Annotated in this window: 16 protein-coding genes, 1 tRNA gene and 1 pseudogene; 9 read left to right on the top strand and 9 right to left on the bottom strand. The window is 69.6% G+C overall.

Features of this window, described 5'->3' with window-relative positions; genetic code table 11:
* The 4 genes and pseudogenes from EFK10_RS47695 to EFK10_RS22975 all read right to left on the bottom strand — a co-directional run.
* Positions 1-324 (bottom strand): annotated as a pseudogene (locus EFK10_RS47695) (hypothetical protein); the annotation flags it as partial.
* An 873-nt stretch (positions 325-1,197) separates the two neighbouring features.
* Complete coding sequence (locus EFK10_RS50770; RefSeq protein WP_240677405.1) at positions 1,198-1,401, bottom strand: hypothetical protein; 204 nt, start codon at positions 1,399-1,401, stop codon at positions 1,198-1,200.
* Positions 1,402-1,673: 272 nt separating this feature from the next.
* Positions 1,674-1,747: transfer RNA gene (locus tag EFK10_RS22980), tRNA-Pro, on the bottom strand.
* 102 nt (positions 1,748-1,849) lie between these two features.
* Positions 1,850-2,791, bottom strand: coding sequence for a metallophosphoesterase (locus tag EFK10_RS22975; protein WP_206305552.1), 942 nt, complete (start codon positions 2,789-2,791; stop codon positions 1,850-1,852).
* Positions 2,792-2,868: 77 nt separating this feature from the next.
* On the opposite strand from EFK10_RS22975, the gene EFK10_RS22970 reads away from it, so the two are divergent.
* The gene (locus tag EFK10_RS22970) at positions 2,869-3,327 is read left to right on the top strand and encodes a GatB/YqeY domain-containing protein (protein ID WP_127357536.1); all 459 of its coding nucleotides are present in this window, start codon (positions 2,869-2,871) and stop codon (positions 3,325-3,327) included.
* Between the two features lie 74 nt (positions 3,328-3,401).
* On the opposite strand, the gene EFK10_RS22965 is transcribed toward EFK10_RS22970, so the two are convergent.
* The gene (locus EFK10_RS22965) at positions 3,402-5,606 is read right to left on the bottom strand and encodes a transglycosylase domain-containing protein (RefSeq protein WP_127357535.1); all 2,205 of its coding nucleotides are present in this window, start codon (positions 5,604-5,606) and stop codon (positions 3,402-3,404) included.
* Positions 5,607-5,993: 387 nt separating this feature from the next.
* Here EFK10_RS22965 and EFK10_RS22955 point away from each other — a divergent pair, with 387 nt between their 5' ends.
* The gene (locus EFK10_RS22955) at positions 5,994-6,332 is read left to right on the top strand and encodes a WhiB family transcriptional regulator (RefSeq protein ID WP_127357534.1); all 339 of its coding nucleotides are present in this window, start codon (positions 5,994-5,996) and stop codon (positions 6,330-6,332) included.
* Here the strand turns inward: EFK10_RS22955 and EFK10_RS22950 are convergent.
* Positions 6,314-7,645, bottom strand: a complete 1,332-nt coding sequence (locus tag EFK10_RS22950) for an ArsA family ATPase (RefSeq protein WP_127357533.1) — start codon at positions 7,643-7,645, stop codon at positions 6,314-6,316. The two genes, EFK10_RS22955 and EFK10_RS22950, sit on opposite strands and share 19 nt — an antisense overlap.
* The gene (locus EFK10_RS22945; protein ID WP_127357532.1) at positions 7,642-8,646 is read right to left on the bottom strand and encodes an ArsA-related P-loop ATPase; all 1,005 of its coding nucleotides are present in this window, start codon (positions 8,644-8,646) and stop codon (positions 7,642-7,644) included. The genes EFK10_RS22950 and EFK10_RS22945 overlap by 4 nt, the downstream gene beginning before the upstream one ends.
* A 72-nt stretch (positions 8,647-8,718) precedes the next feature.
* On the opposite strand from EFK10_RS22945, the gene EFK10_RS22940 reads away from it, so the two are divergent.
* The 4 genes from EFK10_RS22940 (at position 8,719) to EFK10_RS22925 (ending at position 11,255) form a co-directional block, all read left to right on the top strand.
* Positions 8,719-8,880 (top strand): DUF4177 domain-containing protein, encoded by a 162-nt coding sequence (locus tag EFK10_RS22940; protein WP_127357531.1) that lies wholly within the window; start codon positions 8,719-8,721, stop codon positions 8,878-8,880.
* Positions 8,877-9,341, top strand: a complete 465-nt coding sequence (locus tag EFK10_RS22935; RefSeq protein WP_127357530.1) for a RidA family protein — start codon at positions 8,877-8,879, stop codon at positions 9,339-9,341. The genes EFK10_RS22940 and EFK10_RS22935 overlap by 4 nt, the downstream gene beginning before the upstream one ends.
* 202 nt (positions 9,342-9,543) lie before the next feature.
* Positions 9,544-10,434 carry an NUDIX hydrolase gene (locus EFK10_RS22930; protein WP_127357529.1) on the top strand — a complete coding sequence of 297 codons (891 nt, stop codon included), beginning with the start codon at positions 9,544-9,546 and terminating at the stop codon, positions 10,432-10,434.
* Positions 10,431-11,255 carry an MBL fold metallo-hydrolase gene (locus EFK10_RS22925; RefSeq protein ID WP_127357528.1) on the top strand — a complete coding sequence of 275 codons (825 nt, stop codon included), beginning with the start codon at positions 10,431-10,433 and terminating at the stop codon, positions 11,253-11,255. Before EFK10_RS22930 ends, EFK10_RS22925 begins: the two co-directional genes overlap by 4 nt.
* A gap of 34 nt (positions 11,256-11,289) precedes the next feature.
* On the opposite strand, the gene EFK10_RS22920 is transcribed toward EFK10_RS22925, so the two are convergent.
* Positions 11,290-11,964, bottom strand: a complete 675-nt coding sequence (locus EFK10_RS22920) for a Crp/Fnr family transcriptional regulator (protein ID WP_127357527.1) — start codon at positions 11,962-11,964, stop codon at positions 11,290-11,292.
* Positions 11,965-12,228: 264 nt separating this feature from the next.
* Here EFK10_RS22920 and nth point away from each other — a divergent pair, with 264 nt between their 5' ends.
* The 3 genes from nth to EFK10_RS22905 are packed head-to-tail and all read left to right on the top strand — an operon-like array spanning position 12,229 to position 14,943.
* Positions 12,229-13,041, top strand: coding sequence for an endonuclease III (nth, locus tag EFK10_RS22915; RefSeq protein WP_240677407.1), 813 nt, complete (start codon positions 12,229-12,231; stop codon positions 13,039-13,041).
* Positions 13,038-13,721 (top strand): NUDIX hydrolase, encoded by a 684-nt coding sequence (locus EFK10_RS22910; protein WP_127357525.1) that lies wholly within the window; start codon positions 13,038-13,040, stop codon positions 13,719-13,721. The genes nth and EFK10_RS22910 overlap by 4 nt, the downstream gene beginning before the upstream one ends.
* A 22-nt stretch (positions 13,722-13,743) precedes the next feature.
* Positions 13,744-14,943 carry a MarP family serine protease gene (locus EFK10_RS22905; protein WP_127357524.1) on the top strand — a complete coding sequence of 400 codons (1,200 nt, stop codon included), beginning with the start codon at positions 13,744-13,746 and terminating at the stop codon, positions 14,941-14,943.
* A gap of 62 nt (positions 14,944-15,005) precedes the next feature.
* Here the strand turns inward: EFK10_RS22905 and EFK10_RS50765 are convergent, their stop codons facing one another.
* Complete coding sequence (locus EFK10_RS50765; protein ID WP_127357523.1) at positions 15,006-15,194, bottom strand: hypothetical protein; 189 nt, start codon at positions 15,192-15,194, stop codon at positions 15,006-15,008.
* Between the last annotated feature and the right edge of the window lie 49 nt (positions 15,195-15,243).

Below are 15,243 nucleotides of genomic sequence, written 5' to 3'. Positions count from 1 at the left end.
GGCGGCTTCGGCGGCGGCTTCGGTGACTGCGGGCGTGACGGATTCGGGTTCGGTGACGGCTTCGGGCGTGACGGATTCGGGTTCGGTGACGGCTTCGGGCGTGACGGATTCGGCTTCGGTGGCGGCTTCGGTGACTGCGGGTGTGACGGATTCGGGCGTGACGGCTTCGGGCGCGGCGGCTTCGGGCGCGGCGAATTCGGGCGCGGCGAATTTGGCTTCCGCCACCACCGCCACTTCCGCCACCACCGCCACCACCGCTTCCACCACCACCGCCACTTCCGCCACTTCCGTCACCACGACGGTCGTTTCTGAGGAGCTGAACAACAAGAAGATCGAAAAGGCTATGGGGTGGGTGGGGGTCAGACGGTCAGTGATCCGCCTATGTCGCTCGCACGCCCCTCACACGTGATCAACGTGTAGCACTGACAAAGCGCTGGACCCAGTGGGACTGGGTCCGGCGCTTTGTCAGTGGCACTCTCGCAGATCAGCGGGCTGTTTCCGCTGGTTTCCAGTGAGTGCCCCCGGCAGGATTCGAACCTGCGCACACGGCTCCGGAGGCCCTGGGCTCATCGAGCGATCATGCTGGTCAGACACTTGCCGGGATAGGCCGCTGGCGATGAGGTGGTCGGCCTGGCGGTCGTGGTGGATGGCAACGCGAAATGGGGTGGAGCCGGCCGGGCGGCCGGAGGGGACTCCTCCGACCGTGGCCTGCTGCTGGGCGTTTACGCGCGGTCTATCGGGTGGAAGGCCCGCATTTCAGTGGCGTAACCCACCGCCGTTAGGCGAGTGCGGCAGCGACAGCCTCCAGCCGTTCCGGTCGCGTGGGCGGGCCTGGGAGGCTGGCGAGAACCGCGCCCCGGCGGAAGCGGTGCGGATGCGCCGGGTCGGCAAGGGTCGGGCCGGACGGTCGCTGGACGGCAGGATGTGGAACCAGTTCCCGGTGGAGGCGACGGCGGATGTCTGACGTCATGTCCCCGCTGTTCTTCGGGGGCATCGAATATGCCGCGGGCTCGGATGACGCGGGTGGGTTCGGCGGGGCGAGGGCCCCGCCTGGGGCCGCCGGCCACCAGGCCACGGCCGTCGTCCGCGAAGCGCCATTCGAGGTAGGGAGCTTGTCATTTAGGGTTCCGGTCCGCGGTTCTGTGTCTCATCGGCAGGGTCAGTCGCGTCGCAGGCGTGATGCCAGTAGTTCGTCCACTACGCGGCGGCCGCCGTAGCTGCGAGTTCGGGGAACCGGGCCTGCCAGGCCGTACGGGTGGGGGAGGGCAGGAACAGATCTGTCCAGTGCCGACGCAGCAGTGCGGCGTTCGGGTGGGTTCGCAGATCGGCCGGGGCCTGGGCCTCCCGGATGACCCGCTCATACATGAGGAGCAGGTCGGCCTCATCGGCGAGGTCGTACACGTAGTGCGGGCCTCAGTCGATGTGGCGGGGCAGCGTCATGGCGCCGGATGTCGGCCCGACCAGTTCGTCGAGCGACTCCGGCAGCGCGTAGATCCTGGCTGCGGCGTACCTGCTCATGGACCCAGCATGCCGCAAGCTGTCCGATCGCAGTACCGACGCCACTGGGAGCCGGATTTCGAGGTCGGCTCCCAAATGGCTCCCAAAGACACTCAGAAAAGCACTCAGGGCCCGATCCGTTGAGTGGATCAAGGCCCTGACCTGCTTAAACGAAGTCGGGGTGGCGGGATTTGAACCCACGGCCTCTTCGTCCCGAACGAAGCGCGCTACCAAGCTGCGCCACACCCCGGTCCTGCGATGCCGCGCCGTCTCCGGCGCGACGAGGATTACTCTAGCGGACCGGCTGCCGGAGACGAAATCCGGTTTTCGGTGTCAGGCCCGGCCAGGGGGGTCAGGCGGGGCGGGGGGTCAGGGTGAGGAGCGAGGCTTCGGGGGGGCAGGCGAAGCGGACGGGGGTGTAGCGGTTGGCGCCGCAGCCGGCGGAGACGTGGAGGTAGGAGCGGTGGCCGCCGGCGTCGTGGGTGGAGAGGCCTTTGACGCGGTCGGTGTCGAGGTCGCAGTTGGTGACGATGGCGCCGTAGAAGGGGATGCAGAGCTGGCCGCCGTGGGTGTGCCCGGCGAGGATGAGGGGGTAGCGGTCGGCGGTGAAGGCGTCGAGGACGCGCAGGTAGGGCGCGTGGACGACGGCCAGGGACAGGTCCGCGCTCGATTCGACGCCGCCGGCGACCAGGGAGTAGCGGTCGCGCTTTATGTGGGGGTCGTCGAGGCCGGTGAGGGCGATGTCGATGCCGTCGTCGAGCTTGAGGCGGCCGCGGGTGTTGCTGAGGCCGACCCAGCCGGCGGTGTCGAAGGCGTCGCGGATGCCTTCCCAGGGGTTGCGGAGGACGCCGGTGGCGTGCCTGTGCCCGTTCTTGCCGTTGAGGCCGTACTGGCCGCGGTTGCGCTCGAAGAGGTAGCGGGCGGGGTTGCGGGGCTTCGGGCCGTAGTAGTCGTTGGAGCCGAAGACGTACGTGCCGGGGAGTTCCATGAGGGGGCCGAGAGCGTCGAGGAGCTCGGGGACCGCCTCGGGGTCGGAGAGGTTGTCGCCGGTGTTGACGACGAAGTCGGGGCGCAGGCCGGCGAGGGACTGCAGCCAGCGGCGCTTCTTGTTCTGGCCGCTGACCATGTGGATGTCGGAGACCTGGAGTACGCGCAGCGGCCGCATGCCGGGGGGGAGTACGGGGATCTCGACCCGCCTCAGGCGGAAGGACCGCGATTCGATTCCTGCGGCGTAGGCCACGCAGGCCGCGCCGACTGCCGTGATGCCAAGGGGAACTCCGTATCGCGCGCGCATGCGGTCCATGGTGACAGACGCCCTGACAGACCCTAAATTTTCGGCCTCCCGGCGGCTGACCTGGCAGACTCGATGGCATGACCACCACGCTCAAGCAGCGCCTGAAGGACGACCTCACCACCGCCATCAAGGGGCGCGACGAGCTGCGCTCCGCCACCCTCCGGCTGACCCTGACCGCCATCACGAAGGAGGAGGTCGCGGGCAAGCAGGCCCGCGAGCTGTCCGACGCCGAGGTGGTGAAGGTGATCGCCCGCGAGGAGAAGAAGCGGCGGGAGGCGGCGGAGGCCTTCGAGCAGGGCGGCCGCAAGGAGTCGGCGGAGCGGGAGCTCGCGGAGGGCGAGGTGCTTCAGGCGTACCTGCCGAAGCAGCTCGATGACGCGGAGCTGAGCGGGATCGTGGCCCAGGCGATCAAGGAGTCGGGCGCGGAGGGGCCGAAGGCGATGGGCGCGGTCATGAAGATCGTGAACCCGAAGGTGGCCGGGCTCGCCGAGGGCGGCCGGGTTGCGGCGGAGGTGCGGAAGCAGCTGGCCGGCTGACATACGGATTCGCGTAAGGGGCGCTCCCTTGTGGGGGCGCCCCTTACGCATGCCGTCAGCCGCAGGCTTGCGGCTTAGCCGCCGTTCCCGTTCCCGTTGCCACCGCTTCGGCCGTTGCTCGAGTTACCCGTGCTGTTGAAGATGCCGCCGAGCAGCCCGGTGCTGTTGGTGCCGCCGGTCGACGTGCCGCCGTTGCCGTTGCCGTTCCCGTTGCCGTTGTTCGAGGTGTCCTGGATGGCCACCGTCGGCAGGTTGGGGGAGGACGTGCCGGCCAGGGCGCCGGTCATGGCGGCCTTCCAGATCGGGCCCGGGGTGTCGGCGCCGTAGACCTTGGAGTGGTACTGGCCGCCGATGGTGATGCCGATCATCTTGCGCTGGTGGTTCGGGTCGCCGACCCAGACCGCGCCGGCCATGTTGGAGGTGTAGCCGACGAACCAGGCCGCATAGCGGGAGTCGGTCGTACCGGTCTTGCCCGCGCTGTCGCGGTCGGTGAGGCCGGCCTGCTGGCCGGTGCCGTCCTCGACCACGCCCTTGAGGAGGGTGTTGAGCGTCGAGGCGGTCGTGGTGGACATCGCCCGCTGGCACGAGGTCTTCGGGACGGCCAGCTGCTTGCCGGTGGTGTCCGTGATCGACTCGATGGCGGTGGGCGAGCAGTAGACGCCGCCGTTGGCGAAGGTGGCGTAGGCGTTCGCCATGGTCAGCGGGGTGACCTCCTGGGTGCCCAGGGTGATCGACGGGACCTGGTCGAGCTTCTTGCCGTCGGCGCGCTGTATGCCCATGGAGGTGGCCATCTTGGTGACGGAGCAGACGCCGATGTCACTGATGAGCTGGACGTAGTAGGTGTTGACCGACTTCGCGGTCGCCTCCTTCATCCCCATCGGGCCCTTCTCCGAGGTGCTCTCGTTCTGGACGGTGCTGCCGTCGGTGTTCGTCCAGCTCCCGTTGCAGGTGGAGACCGGGCTCGGGTAGTTCATCTTGTACGGCGCCGGGTAGACCTGCGAGGCGCTGGTCCCCTGCTCGATGGCGGCGGCCGCGGTGATCGCCTTGAAGGTGGATCCGGGCTGGTAGCCGGCGCCGCCGCCGCGGTTGCGGTTGACCGAGTAGTTGATCGTGGTCTGGTTCTTGCCGAGGCCGTACGGGCGGGACTGGCCCATGGCGAGGACCTTGCCGGTGCCGGGCTGGACGAGGGTGACGGCGGTGGCGACCTCGTCGCTCGCGTAGACGTGGCTGCTGATCGCCGACTGTACGGAGGCCTGGGCCTTGGGGTCCAGGGTGGTCTTGATGGTGAGACCACCGTGGTCCCAGCGCTGGACGCGGGCGGCCCGGGTCGTGCCGAAGGTGTTGTCGTTGAGGAAGATCTCGCGTACGTAGTCGCAGAAGAAGCCCGCGCCGTTGACGGCGGTGATGCAGCCGCTCTTGGGCTTGCTGACCTTCAGGCCGAGCGGCGCCTTCTTCGCGGCGTCGGCCTGCGCCTGCGTGATGTCCTTGAGGTCGGCCATGCGCTGCAGCACGGTGTCGCGCCGCTTCTTGGCCGTCACCGGGTCGTTGATCGGGTCGTACGTGGTCGGCGACTGGACGAGGCCGGCCAGCAGCGCCGACTGAGGCAGCGTGAGGTTCTTGGCGCTGGTGCTGAAGTACCGCTTGGCGGCGGCCTCGACGCCGTATGCCTGCTCGCCGAAGAAGGTGATGTTGAGGTAGTTCTCAAGGATCTTGTCCTTGCCCAGCTCCTTCTCCAACTGGATGGCGTACTTCATCTCCTTGATCTTGCGGCCGAGCGTCTGCTGGGTGGCCTGGGCAACCTTGGTCGGGTCGTCGCCCGCCTCCTCGACGAAGACGTTCTTCACGTACTGCTGGGTCAGGGTGGACGCGCCCTGGGCGACGCCGCCGTCCTGGGCGTTCTTGTTGAGAGCGCGGAGGATGCCCTTGATGTCGATCGCGCCGTGTTGGTAGAAGCGCGAGTCCTCGATGGCGACGATCGCCTGCTGCATGCTCTTGTTGATGTTCTTGAGCGACACGACCTGGCGGTCCCGCGAGTAGACGGTGGCGATCAGGCCACCGTTCGCGTCGAGGATCTGGGTGCGCTGACTCAGTGGTGGACGCTTCAGTTCGCCCGGCAGCGAGTCGAACTCGGACGCCGTGCCCTTCGCGGACAGCCCGAGTGCGCCGGCGGCGGGCAGTGCTATGCCAGCCAGTACGACGCCCGCCAGGACGCTGACTCCGAGGAACTTGGCGGCCTGCTGGGCTGTGGAGAGCCCTCCGCCCGATCGCTTCTGACCCATGCAGGGCATCGTACGTTGCGATTCTCAGGACGTGCGGCCACCTGTTCGCCTATCCTGTAACAACAGCAGGCGCGACCCGCAGCGTGCGTCTGTCTATCCCCGTCACTCTTGTGGGTGATGAGAACTGTCCGAATTCCTGTCATATGCCATAGGTCTCGGGCACTGAAACGCTCGACATATCCGACTTTGATCTCTAAGTCGGATATGTCGCCAGCTCACTCCCGCGGGTGATCTGCCGCGTACCCATAGTCCGTTCGGGCCATTCAAGATTGGGCCTGAAAGGGCTGTTGCGCTGCGCCCACCTTCCGTAACGTCCTCAACTGGCGGCGGTGAATATGCCGCTCGCCGCCGTGGGGGAGCCTCGATTCGGGAGAGGACGGCGCCAGCATGAGCAGCTGGGTAACCGACTGGAGCACGCAAGCCGCGTGTCGTACGACGGATCCGGACGAGCTATTCGTCCAGGGAGCCGCCCAGAACAGGGCCAAGGCGGTGTGCACCGGCTGCCCGGTGCGGACCGAGTGCCTGGCGGACGCCCTCGACAACCGCGTCGAGTTCGGCGTGTGGGGCGGCATGACAGAACGGGAGCGCAGGGCGCTACTGCGTCGGCGCCCCACGGTCACCTCGTGGCACGCACTCCTGGAGACCGCGCGCACCGAGTACGAGCGCAGCACAGGCGTGCTGCCGCTGGACGACGACGAGTACGACGACTACGCGGCGGTCGGCTGACCCTGTGCGAGACGCTCGCCGATCTCGCGCAGGCCCGCCAGGTCGTGTACGTCACCGGGCAGCGCGGCCACGTCCACCATGGGCACCTCCGGGTGCACTGAGACGAACCGGTCGCGCGTGCGGCGCTCGCGCGCGACCAGTTGCATGCGCTCCGCGTGCAGCCGCAGCAGTCCGGCGGCGAGGCGGTGCGCGTCGTAGGCGTCGTGCGTGTGGGTCTCTTTGGTTTCTGACTCGGGAGAGTTGGTACGAAGTCCAACCTTCCCGTCCGGCTGATCCACAATGCCGACAGTTTGAAGATTTTCTGCGGATTCGTCGAACTCCCCGCTGGGGAGGGGAGTTGGCGACTCCGGCGAGGCCTCTTCCGAGCCCTCGTCGTCCTCCTCCAGCGCCTCGGCGGCGGCCAGCGCCCGCTCCGCCGTCAGCCGCTCCGCCCCGCTCCTGTGCACCCGGTTGAGCACCAGGCCCGCCAGCGGCATGTCCTCCGCCGCCAGCCGCTCCACGAAGTACGAGGCCTCGCGCAGCGCGTCCCGCTCCGGCGCCGCCACCACCAGGAAAGCGGTGCCGTTGGCCTGGAGCAGCTTGTACGTGGCGTCCGCCCGCTTGCGGAAGCCGCCGAACATCGAGTCCATGGCCGCCACGAAGGTCTGTACGTCGCGCAGCAGCTGGCCGCCCACCACCTTGTTCAGGGTGCCGGTCATCACCGACATCCCCATGTTCAGGAACTTCACCCCGGCCCGCCCGCCGACCTTCGCCGGCGCCATCAGCAGCCGGATGAACCGCCCGTCCAGGAAGGACCCGAGGCGCTTGGGCGCGTCCAGGAAGTCCAGCGCGGAGCGGCTCGGCGGGGTGTCCACGATGATCAGGTCCCAGGCGTCGAGCGCGCGGAGCTGGCCCAGCTTCTCCATGGCCATGTACTCCTGCGTGCCCGCGAAGCCCGCCGAAAGTGACTGGTAGAAGGGGTTCTCCAGGATCGCCCGGGCCCGCTCCGGATCGCTGTGCTGCAGCACGACCTCATCGAAGGTCCGCTTCATGTCGAGCATCATCGCGTGCAGCTCGCCGCCCGCCGACTCGTCGATGCCGTTCACCCTGCGCGGGGTGTTGTCCAGCTCGCTCAGCCCCATGGACTGGGCCAGCCGCCGCGCCGGGTCGATGGTCAGAACGACCGCTTTCCGGCCGCGCTCGGCGGCCCGTACGCCCAACGCGGCCGCCGTGGTCGTCTTGCCGACGCCGCCGGAGCCGCAGCACACCAGGATCCGGGTGCGCGGGTCGTCGAGCAGGGGGTCGATCGCCAATACCGGACTCTCCAGGCTCATGCGACTCCCAGCCCCTGCTTCCGTAGATTTTCAGCCAATCGGTAGAGCCCACCGAGGTCGACACCGTCGCCCAGCAGATCCAGCTCGTACGTCGGCAGTCCCAGCTCTTCCAGCTCGGCGCGCTCACGCCGCTCCAACGCGACCCGTTCGGCGTGCTCATGCGCCTGCGCGAGCAGCGGGTCCACCAGGCGCTCCGCGTGGCCGCCGCGGCGTGCGCCGCCGAGGCCGGCCTGCGAGAGGGCCTTGGCCACGGCCGTACGCTGCCCGTTGGCGGCCGCGCACACGGCTTCGGAGTCCAGGATGACCGGCCGCACCATGTTGATCACCACGCCGCCCACCGGCAGCCCGGCGGCGCGCAGTTCGGCGACGCCGTCCACGGTCTCCTGGACCGGCATCTCCTCCAGCAGCGTCACCAGGTGCACCGCCGTCTCCCGGGACTTCATCACCCGCATCACGGCCTGCGCCTGGTTGTATATCGGCCCGATCCGGGCCAGGCCTGCCACCTCGTCGTTGACGTTGAGGAAGCGGGTGATCCGGCCGGTGGGCGGGGCGTCCATCACCACGGCGTCGTACGTCCGCCAGCCCGCCTTGTCCTTACGGCGGACGGCCTCGCACGCCTTGCCGGTCAGCAGCACGTCGCGCAGACCCGGCGCGATGGTCGTCGCGAAGTCGATCGCGCCCAGCTTCTTGAGCGCTCGGCCGGCCCGGCCGAGCTTGTAGAACATGTCCAGGTAGTCCAGCAGGGCCTGTTCCGGGTCGATGGCGAGCGCGTGCACTTCGCCGCCGCCCGGGGAGACGGCGATCTTCCGCTCCACGTACGGCAGCGCGTCGGTCTCGAAGAGCTGGGCAATGCCCTGCCGCCCCTCGACCTCGACCAGGAGGATCCTTCTCCCCTCGGCGGCCAGGGCGAGCGCGAGCGCCGCGGCGACCGTGGTCTTTCCTGTGCCGCCCTTGCCCGTCACGATGTGGAGCCTGGTGGCGTTCGACTGTTGAGGGCTCACATATGCGAGCCTAACCAGTCGGGCGGCGGGCTACGCGTGAGGGCACCAGGGTCAGGCATTACAGTCCCTGTCATGGCTAAGTGGGAATACGCGACCGTGCCGCTGCTTGTGCACGCGACGAAGCAGATTCTGGATACCTGGGGCGAGGACGGCTGGGAGCTCGTCCAGGTCGTGCCCGGGCCCAACAACCCCGAGCAGCTCGTCGCCTACTTCAAGCGCGAGAAGCAGGCATGAGCGCGGCCGAGGCCCGTCTCGCCGAACTCGGTCTGACCCTCCCCGGCGTCGCGGCACCCCTCGCCGCGTACGTTCCCGCCGTCCGGTCGGGTTCTTACGTCTTCACGGCGGGCCAGCTTCCTCTGGTTGACGGCAAGCTCCCGCTCACTGGCAAGGTCGGCGCGGAAGTCACGGCGGAAGAAGCCAAGGAGCTGGCCCGCACGGCCGCCCTCAACGGCCTCGCCGCCGTCAAGTCCGTCATCGGCGACCTCGACCGCCTCAAGCGTGTCGTCAAGGTCACCGGCTTCGTCGCCTCCGCCCCCGACTTCACCGGCCAGCCCGGCGTCGTCAACGGCGCGAGTGAACTCCTCGGCGAAATCCTCGGCGAAGCCGGCATCCACGCCCGCAGCGCGGTCGGCGTCGCCGTCCTCCCCCTTGACGCCCCCGTCGAAATCGAGCTCCAGGTAGAGGTCCAGGACTAGCCCGGCGGCCGGCTGATGGCCACGGGACCGCACCGTACAGACCACCCCAGCCCCGGGGCGGTAGCCCCGGGCCCGACGGACGGAGCCCGGCGCAGCAGGGCGAAGCCCGGGAGGCGCGCCGGCGCCGAGCGGCGCGAGGGCGGCGTCAAAGAGGGGCGGGGCCCTATCGAACATCCCCGGGGAAGCGCATAGCATCCGCCCCATGACGACCACGAACGGCCAGTGGTTCCCGGCGAGCTGGCCGGAGCGGATCAGGGCGCTGGCGGAGGGCCGGCTGGAGCCGGTCGTGCCGCGACGGGCGGCGACGGTGATGTTGCTGCGGGACACCGGCGAGCCGGGCGGCGGCGGCCCGGCCGTGCACATGCTGCGCAGAAGGGCGTCGATGGCCTTTGCGGCGGGCGCGTACGCGTACCCGGGCGGCGGGGTTGATCTCCGCGATGAGCGGCCGGTCGGCTGGGCGGGGCCGGGCCTGGACGTGTGGGCGGAGCGGCTGGGCGTGGACGCGGCGTCCGCGCAGGCGGTGGTGTGCGCGGCGGTGCGGGAGACGTTCGAGGAGTCCGGGGTGCTGCTGGCGGGACCGGACGGCGGCAGCGTCGTGGAGGACACGACCGCCGGGGACTGGGAGGAGGATCGCCGGGCCCTGGTCACCCGGGAGCTGGTGTTCGCCGACTTCCTGGCCCGGCGCGAACTCGTACTGCGGTCGGATCTGCTCGGGCCGTGGGCGCGATGGATCACCCCGGAGTTCGAGGAGCGCCGCTATGACACGTGGTTCTTCGTGACGCTGCTGCCCGCCGGCCAGCGCACCCGCGACGTGTCGGGCGAGGCCGACCACACGGAGTGGCTGCGGCCCGCCGAAGCCGCCGCGGCGTACGACCGGGGCGAGCTGACGATGATGCCGCCGACCATCGCGACGCTGCGGGACCTCACGCCGTATGCGACCGCCGTCGAGGCCCTCGCAGCGGCTGCGGGCCGCGACCTGAGCCCCGTACTGGCGCAGGCGACGCTGGAAGATGGCGAGATCGTACTGAGCTGGCCGGGGCACACGGAATTCACGAAGCGAATTACCCCCAGAGCTCCTGGAGCTGTCGAATGACCGCGGCCATCCTGCCCGGCGACCCTCGCCCCACCATCGGGGGGCAGGAGACCCCGCGTGGCTACTGCGTGCTCGCGCCGAATCCGTCGCCGATGACCCTCGACGGCACCAACACCTGGATCGTGAGCGAGCCGGACTCCGACCTGGCCGTCGTCATCGACCCGGGCCCGGCCGACGAGGCCCACCTCACGCAGGTCATCAGCACCGCCCACTCCCTCGGCAAGCGGATCGCCCTCACCCTGCTCACCCACGGCCACCCCGACCATGCCGAAGGCGCGGCGCGTTTCGCCGAGCTCACGCGTACGTCCGTACGGGCCCTGGATCCGGCCCTCCGCCTCGGCGGGGAGGGCCTGGAAGCCGGCGACGTGATCACGACGGGCGGCCTGGAGCTGCGGGTGGTCCCGACGCCGGGCCACACCGCGGACTCCCTGTCCTTCCACCTGACCGCCGACGCCGCCGTCCTCACCGGTGACACGGTCCTGGGCCGCGGTACGACGCTCGTGGCGCACCCCGACGGCCGCCTCGGCGACTACCTGGACTCCCTGCGCCGGCTCCAGCACCTCACCATGGAGGCCGGCGTCGACACGGTCCTGCCTGGCCACGGACCCGTGCTGGCGGATGCGCGCGGCGCCGTGGAGTTCTATCTGGCCCACCGTGCGAGCCGTCTCGCGCAGGTGGAGACCGCGGTGGAGGCGGGGTACGTGACCTCGGGCGATGTCGTCGCCCATGTGTACGCGGACGTGGACAAAGCCCTGTGGCCCGCAGCCGAACTCTCGGTGCGGGCACAGATGGACTATCTGAGTGAGCACGGCCTCATATGAGGGCGCTCAGCTGAGAGCGCTCAGCTGAGAGCGCTCAGCGCGAGCGCTTCGCCAGCCGCTCCACGTCGAGCAGGATGACCGCCCGGGCCTCCAGCCGCAGCCAGCCGCGGCCGGCGAAGTCGGCCAGCGCCTTGTTGACGGTCTCCCGGGACGCGCCGACCAGCTGGGCCAGCTCCTCCTGGGTGAGGTCGTGAACGACGTGGATGCCTTCTTCGGACTGCACGCCGAAGCGGCGCGACAGGTCGAGGAGCGCCTTGGCGACGCGGCCCGGAACGTCCGAGAAGACCAGGTCGGACATCACGTCGTTCGTTCGCCGCAGCCGGCGCGCGACGGCGCGCAGCAGGGCGGTGGCGACCTCGGGGCGGGCGTTGAGCCAGGGCTGGAGGTCGCCGTGGCCGAGGGCGAGGAGCTTGACCTCGGTCAGGGCGGTGGCGGTGGCCGTGCGGGGGCCGGGGTCGAAGAGCGAGAGCTCACCGATCAGCTCACCGGGACCGATGACGGCGAGCATGTTCTCGCGGCCGTCGGGGGAGGTACGGTGCAGCTTCACCTTGCCCTCGGTGACGACGTAGAGCCGGTCCCCGGGGTCACCCTCGTGGAACAGCGAGTCGCCACGCGGGAGCGTGACCTCCGTCATGGAGGCGCGCAGTTCAGCGGCCTGCTCATCGTCGAGCGCCGCGAATAGCGGTGCGCGCCGCAGAACGTCGTCCACGTGCTCTCTCCTTGTCGGCCATGCCGGACCTTGCTGCTGCCCGGACCATCATGCCGTACAGCAAAACAGTGCGATCAATCACAAGTCTGTCTTATGTGCGGCCGGACCTGTGCCCCGGGGGTCCGTTTGGGTGCGGGATCTTGGCGGTCCGGGGCGGATGTCAGCCCCGGGCCTTAGGCTGGCCGGGTGTCTGATACGCCGAGCGCGCAGAAGAAACGGCAGAGTGGTACGGCCAAGCGAGTGAAGGCCGCGCCGGATTCAGCCCTGAGCGAACAGAGCGTGGCGAGCGCGCCACCGGGCGAAGTCCGCAAGGGCGAATCGAGGGTGGGGCTGGTCCGCCGGGCCCGGAGAATCAATCGGGAGCTGGCAGAGGCGTATCCGTACGCCCACCCCGAGCTGGACTTCGAGAACCCGTACGAGCTCCTCGTGGCCACCGTGCTGTCCGCACAGACCACTGACCTGAGGGTCAACCAGACGACGCCCGCGCTTTTCGCGAAGTACCCGACTCCCGAGGATCTGGCGGCCGCCGATCCGGAGGAGCTGGAGCAGATCATCCGGCCGACCGGCTTCTTCCGGGCCAAGGCCAAGTCCCTGCTGGGCCTGTCGGCGGCGCTGCGCGACCGCTTCGGCGGCGAGGTGCCGGGGAAGCTGAAGGACCTGGTCACGCTGCCGGGCGTGGGCCGGAAGACGGCCAACGTGGTGCTCGGCAATGCCTTCGGGGTGCCGGGGATCACCGTGGACACGCACTTCGGGCGGCTCGCGCGCCGCTTCGGGTGGACGACGTCCGAGGACCCCGAGAAGGTCGAGCAGGACGTCGCGGCGCTCTTCCCGAAGAGCGAGTGGACGATGCTGTCCCACCGCGTGGTCTTCCACGGCCGCCGGGTCTGCCATTCCCGCAAGCCCGCCTGCGGCGCCTGCTCGATCGCCGCCCTCTGCCCGGCGTACGGAGAGGGCGAGACCGACCCGGAGAAGGCGAAGAAGCTGCTGAAGTACGAACTGGGCGGGGCCCCGGGCCAGCGGCTGAAGCCGCCGCCGGACTTCCCGGGCAAGCCCGCCCCTCCTCTGGGGGCTGAGTGACGAGAGCAAGCGAGACCCACAACGACGACATCACGGTCAGCTCGGAGGGGCTGCCCGACTGGCTTCAACCGGTCGCCCGCGCGGCGGCCGGCGTGCTGCCGGAGCAGCTCAGCCGCTTCCTGCCGCCGGCGGTCGGCGGCCGGGCATCGGCCGTGCTGATCCTGTTCGGGGAGGGCACCGACGGCCCCGAACTGCTGCTCATGGAGCGGTCCAGCTCCCTGCGGTCGCATGCCGGGCAGCCCTCCTTCCCCGGTGGGGCGCTCGATCCGGAGGACGGTGACCCGGAGGGCGTGGGCCCGCTGCAGGCCGCCCTGCGGGAGGCGGAGGAGGAGACGGGCCTCGACCCCTCGGGCGTCCAGCTCTTCGCGGTGCTGCCCCGGCTCTACATCCCGGTGAGCAGTTTCGTGGTGACGCCGGTGCTGGGCTGGTGGCGTCAGCCGAGTCCGGTCGGTGCCGTCGACCTCGCCGAGACCGCCCGGGTCTTCACGGTGCCGGTCGCGGACCTCGTGGACCCGGCCAACCGTGCGACCGTCGTGCACCCCAGCGGATATCAGGGACCTGCCTTCCTGGTCGCCGACGCTCTCGTGTGGGGCTTTACAGCGGGACTGATCGACCGAATTCTGCACTTCGCGGGCTGGGAACGAAGTTGGGATCGTACAAAGTCCGTCCCACTCGGCTGATCCCCCATGAGACGGTGTCCCGGTGAATGTGCTGGACGTCGTACTGCTGCTCGCCGCCGTGTGGTTCGCGGTCATCGGCTACCGCCAGGGGTTCATCGTCGGCGTCATGTCGGTGATCGGTTTCCTCGGTGGCGGCCTGATCGCCGTCTATCTGCTGCCTGTGATCTGGGGCCAGGTCACGGACAAGGCCACCCCTGGCACGGTGGCGGTGGTCGCAGCCGTGGTGCTGGTCATCGTCAGCGCTTCGGTCGGGCAGGCGTTCACCACGCACCTGGGCAACAAGGTTCGTACGCACATCAGCTGGTCCCCGGCACGGGCGATCGACGCGATCGGCGGCGCTGTGGTGAACGTCGTGGCGATGCTGCTGGTCGCCTGGCTGATCGGTTCCGCACTGGCCACGACGACGCTGCCGACCCTGGGCCGGGAGGTGCGCTCGTCCAAGGTGCTGCTCGGGGTCGCGCGGGTCGTACCGCAGCAGGCTGACACCTGGTTCGCCAACTTCAGCTCCACGCTCGCGCAGAACGGCCTGCCGCAGGTCTTCACGCCCTTCGCCAATGAGCCGATCACCGATGTGCCGCCGCCGGACCAGGCGCTCACCACCAGCAGCGCGGTCAGCCAGGCCGGGAAGAGCATCGTCAAGGTGGTCGGCACCGCGGCGAGCTGCGGCAAGATCCTCGAGGGCAGCGGCTTCGTCTTCGCCAACCACCGCGTCATGACCAACGCCCATGTCGTCGGCGGCGTCGATGAGCCGACCGTCCAGATCGGCGGCGAGGGCAAGCTCTACGACGCCAAGATCGTGCTCTACGACTGGCAGCGCGACATCGCCGTCCTCGACGTGCCCTCGCTCAACGCCCCCGCGCTGCAGTTCAGTGCCACGGACGCCAGGACCCGCGACGACGCGATCGTGGCCGGCTTCCCGGAGAACGGCGCCTTCGACGTCCGCGCCGCCCGGGTCCGCAACCGCATCCCCGCCACCGGTCCGGACATCTACCGCCGGGGCACGGTGAACCGCGACGTCTACTCCCTCTACACCACGGTCCGCCAGGGCAACTCCGGCGGCCCGCTGCTGAGCCCGGACGGCAAGGTCTACGGAGTCGTCTTCGCCAAGTCGCTCGACGACAAGACCACGGGCTACGCCCTCACCGCCGACGAGGTGGCCCCGGACGCGAGCGCCGGAGCGAAGGCCACCGGCGAGGTGGACAGCCAGGGCTGCGCGCTTTAGGGCCTGTTCCGTTCCGCGGGGCGGGTCCGGGCTCGGCTCGTAGGGGCTGGGCCCGGCAGCGGTCAGTCGCCGCGCACGTGACGAAGCCGCGCGCTGACCCAGCGAGCGCGGCGCCTCAGGATGTGCGGGATCCCTATCCGGGAACCACCCGTATGGTCCGGGGTGGAATTCCCCGGGAGGCTCCGTGCGGTCGATGCCGCTGCGGAGCCGCGATTGCGTGACACGTCACGGTAGTCGTGCGTCCAGCCCATACCGAGCTACGTGCCCGCGCCCCAAGGTCCGTAACCGCCCCGGGGTCCA

It is taken from the genome of Streptomyces soli, from assembly GCF_003999195.1.
Taxonomy (GTDB): Bacteria; Actinomycetota; Actinomycetes; order Streptomycetales; family Streptomycetaceae; genus Actinacidiphila; species Actinacidiphila soli.
The sequence above is the reverse complement of the archived record's forward strand: the minus strand, read 5'-3'. Positions and strand labels throughout refer to the sequence as shown.

Coding starts and splice junctions, on each gene's coding strand:
- EFK10_RS22970 (WP_127357536.1), top strand. CDS start 2,869: ATGACCACCACGCTCAAGCAGCGCCTGAAGGACGACCTCACCACCGCC.
- EFK10_RS22955 (WP_127357534.1), top strand. CDS start 5,994: ATGAGCAGCTGGGTAACCGACTGGAGCACGCAAGCCGCGTGTCGTACG.
- EFK10_RS22940 (WP_127357531.1), top strand. CDS start 8,719: ATGGCTAAGTGGGAATACGCGACCGTGCCGCTGCTTGTGCACGCGACG.
- EFK10_RS22925 (WP_127357528.1), top strand. CDS start 10,431: ATGACCGCGGCCATCCTGCCCGGCGACCCTCGCCCCACCATCGGGGGG.
- EFK10_RS22965 (WP_127357535.1), bottom strand. CDS start 5,606: ATGGGTCAGAAGCGATCGGGCGGAGGGCTCTCCACAGCCCAGCAGGCC.
- EFK10_RS50765 (WP_127357523.1), bottom strand. CDS start 15,194: ATGGGCTGGACGCACGACTACCGTGACGTGTCACGCAATCGCGGCTCC.
- EFK10_RS22935 (WP_127357530.1), top strand. CDS start 8,877: ATGAGCGCGGCCGAGGCCCGTCTCGCCGAACTCGGTCTGACCCTCCCC.
- EFK10_RS22975 (WP_206305552.1), bottom strand. CDS start 2,791: ATGCGCGCGCGATACGGAGTTCCCCTTGGCATCACGGCAGTCGGCGCG.
- EFK10_RS22930 (WP_127357529.1), top strand. CDS start 9,544: ATGACGACCACGAACGGCCAGTGGTTCCCGGCGAGCTGGCCGGAGCGG.
- EFK10_RS22950 (WP_127357533.1), bottom strand. CDS start 7,645: ATGAGCCTGGAGAGTCCGGTATTGGCGATCGACCCCCTGCTCGACGAC.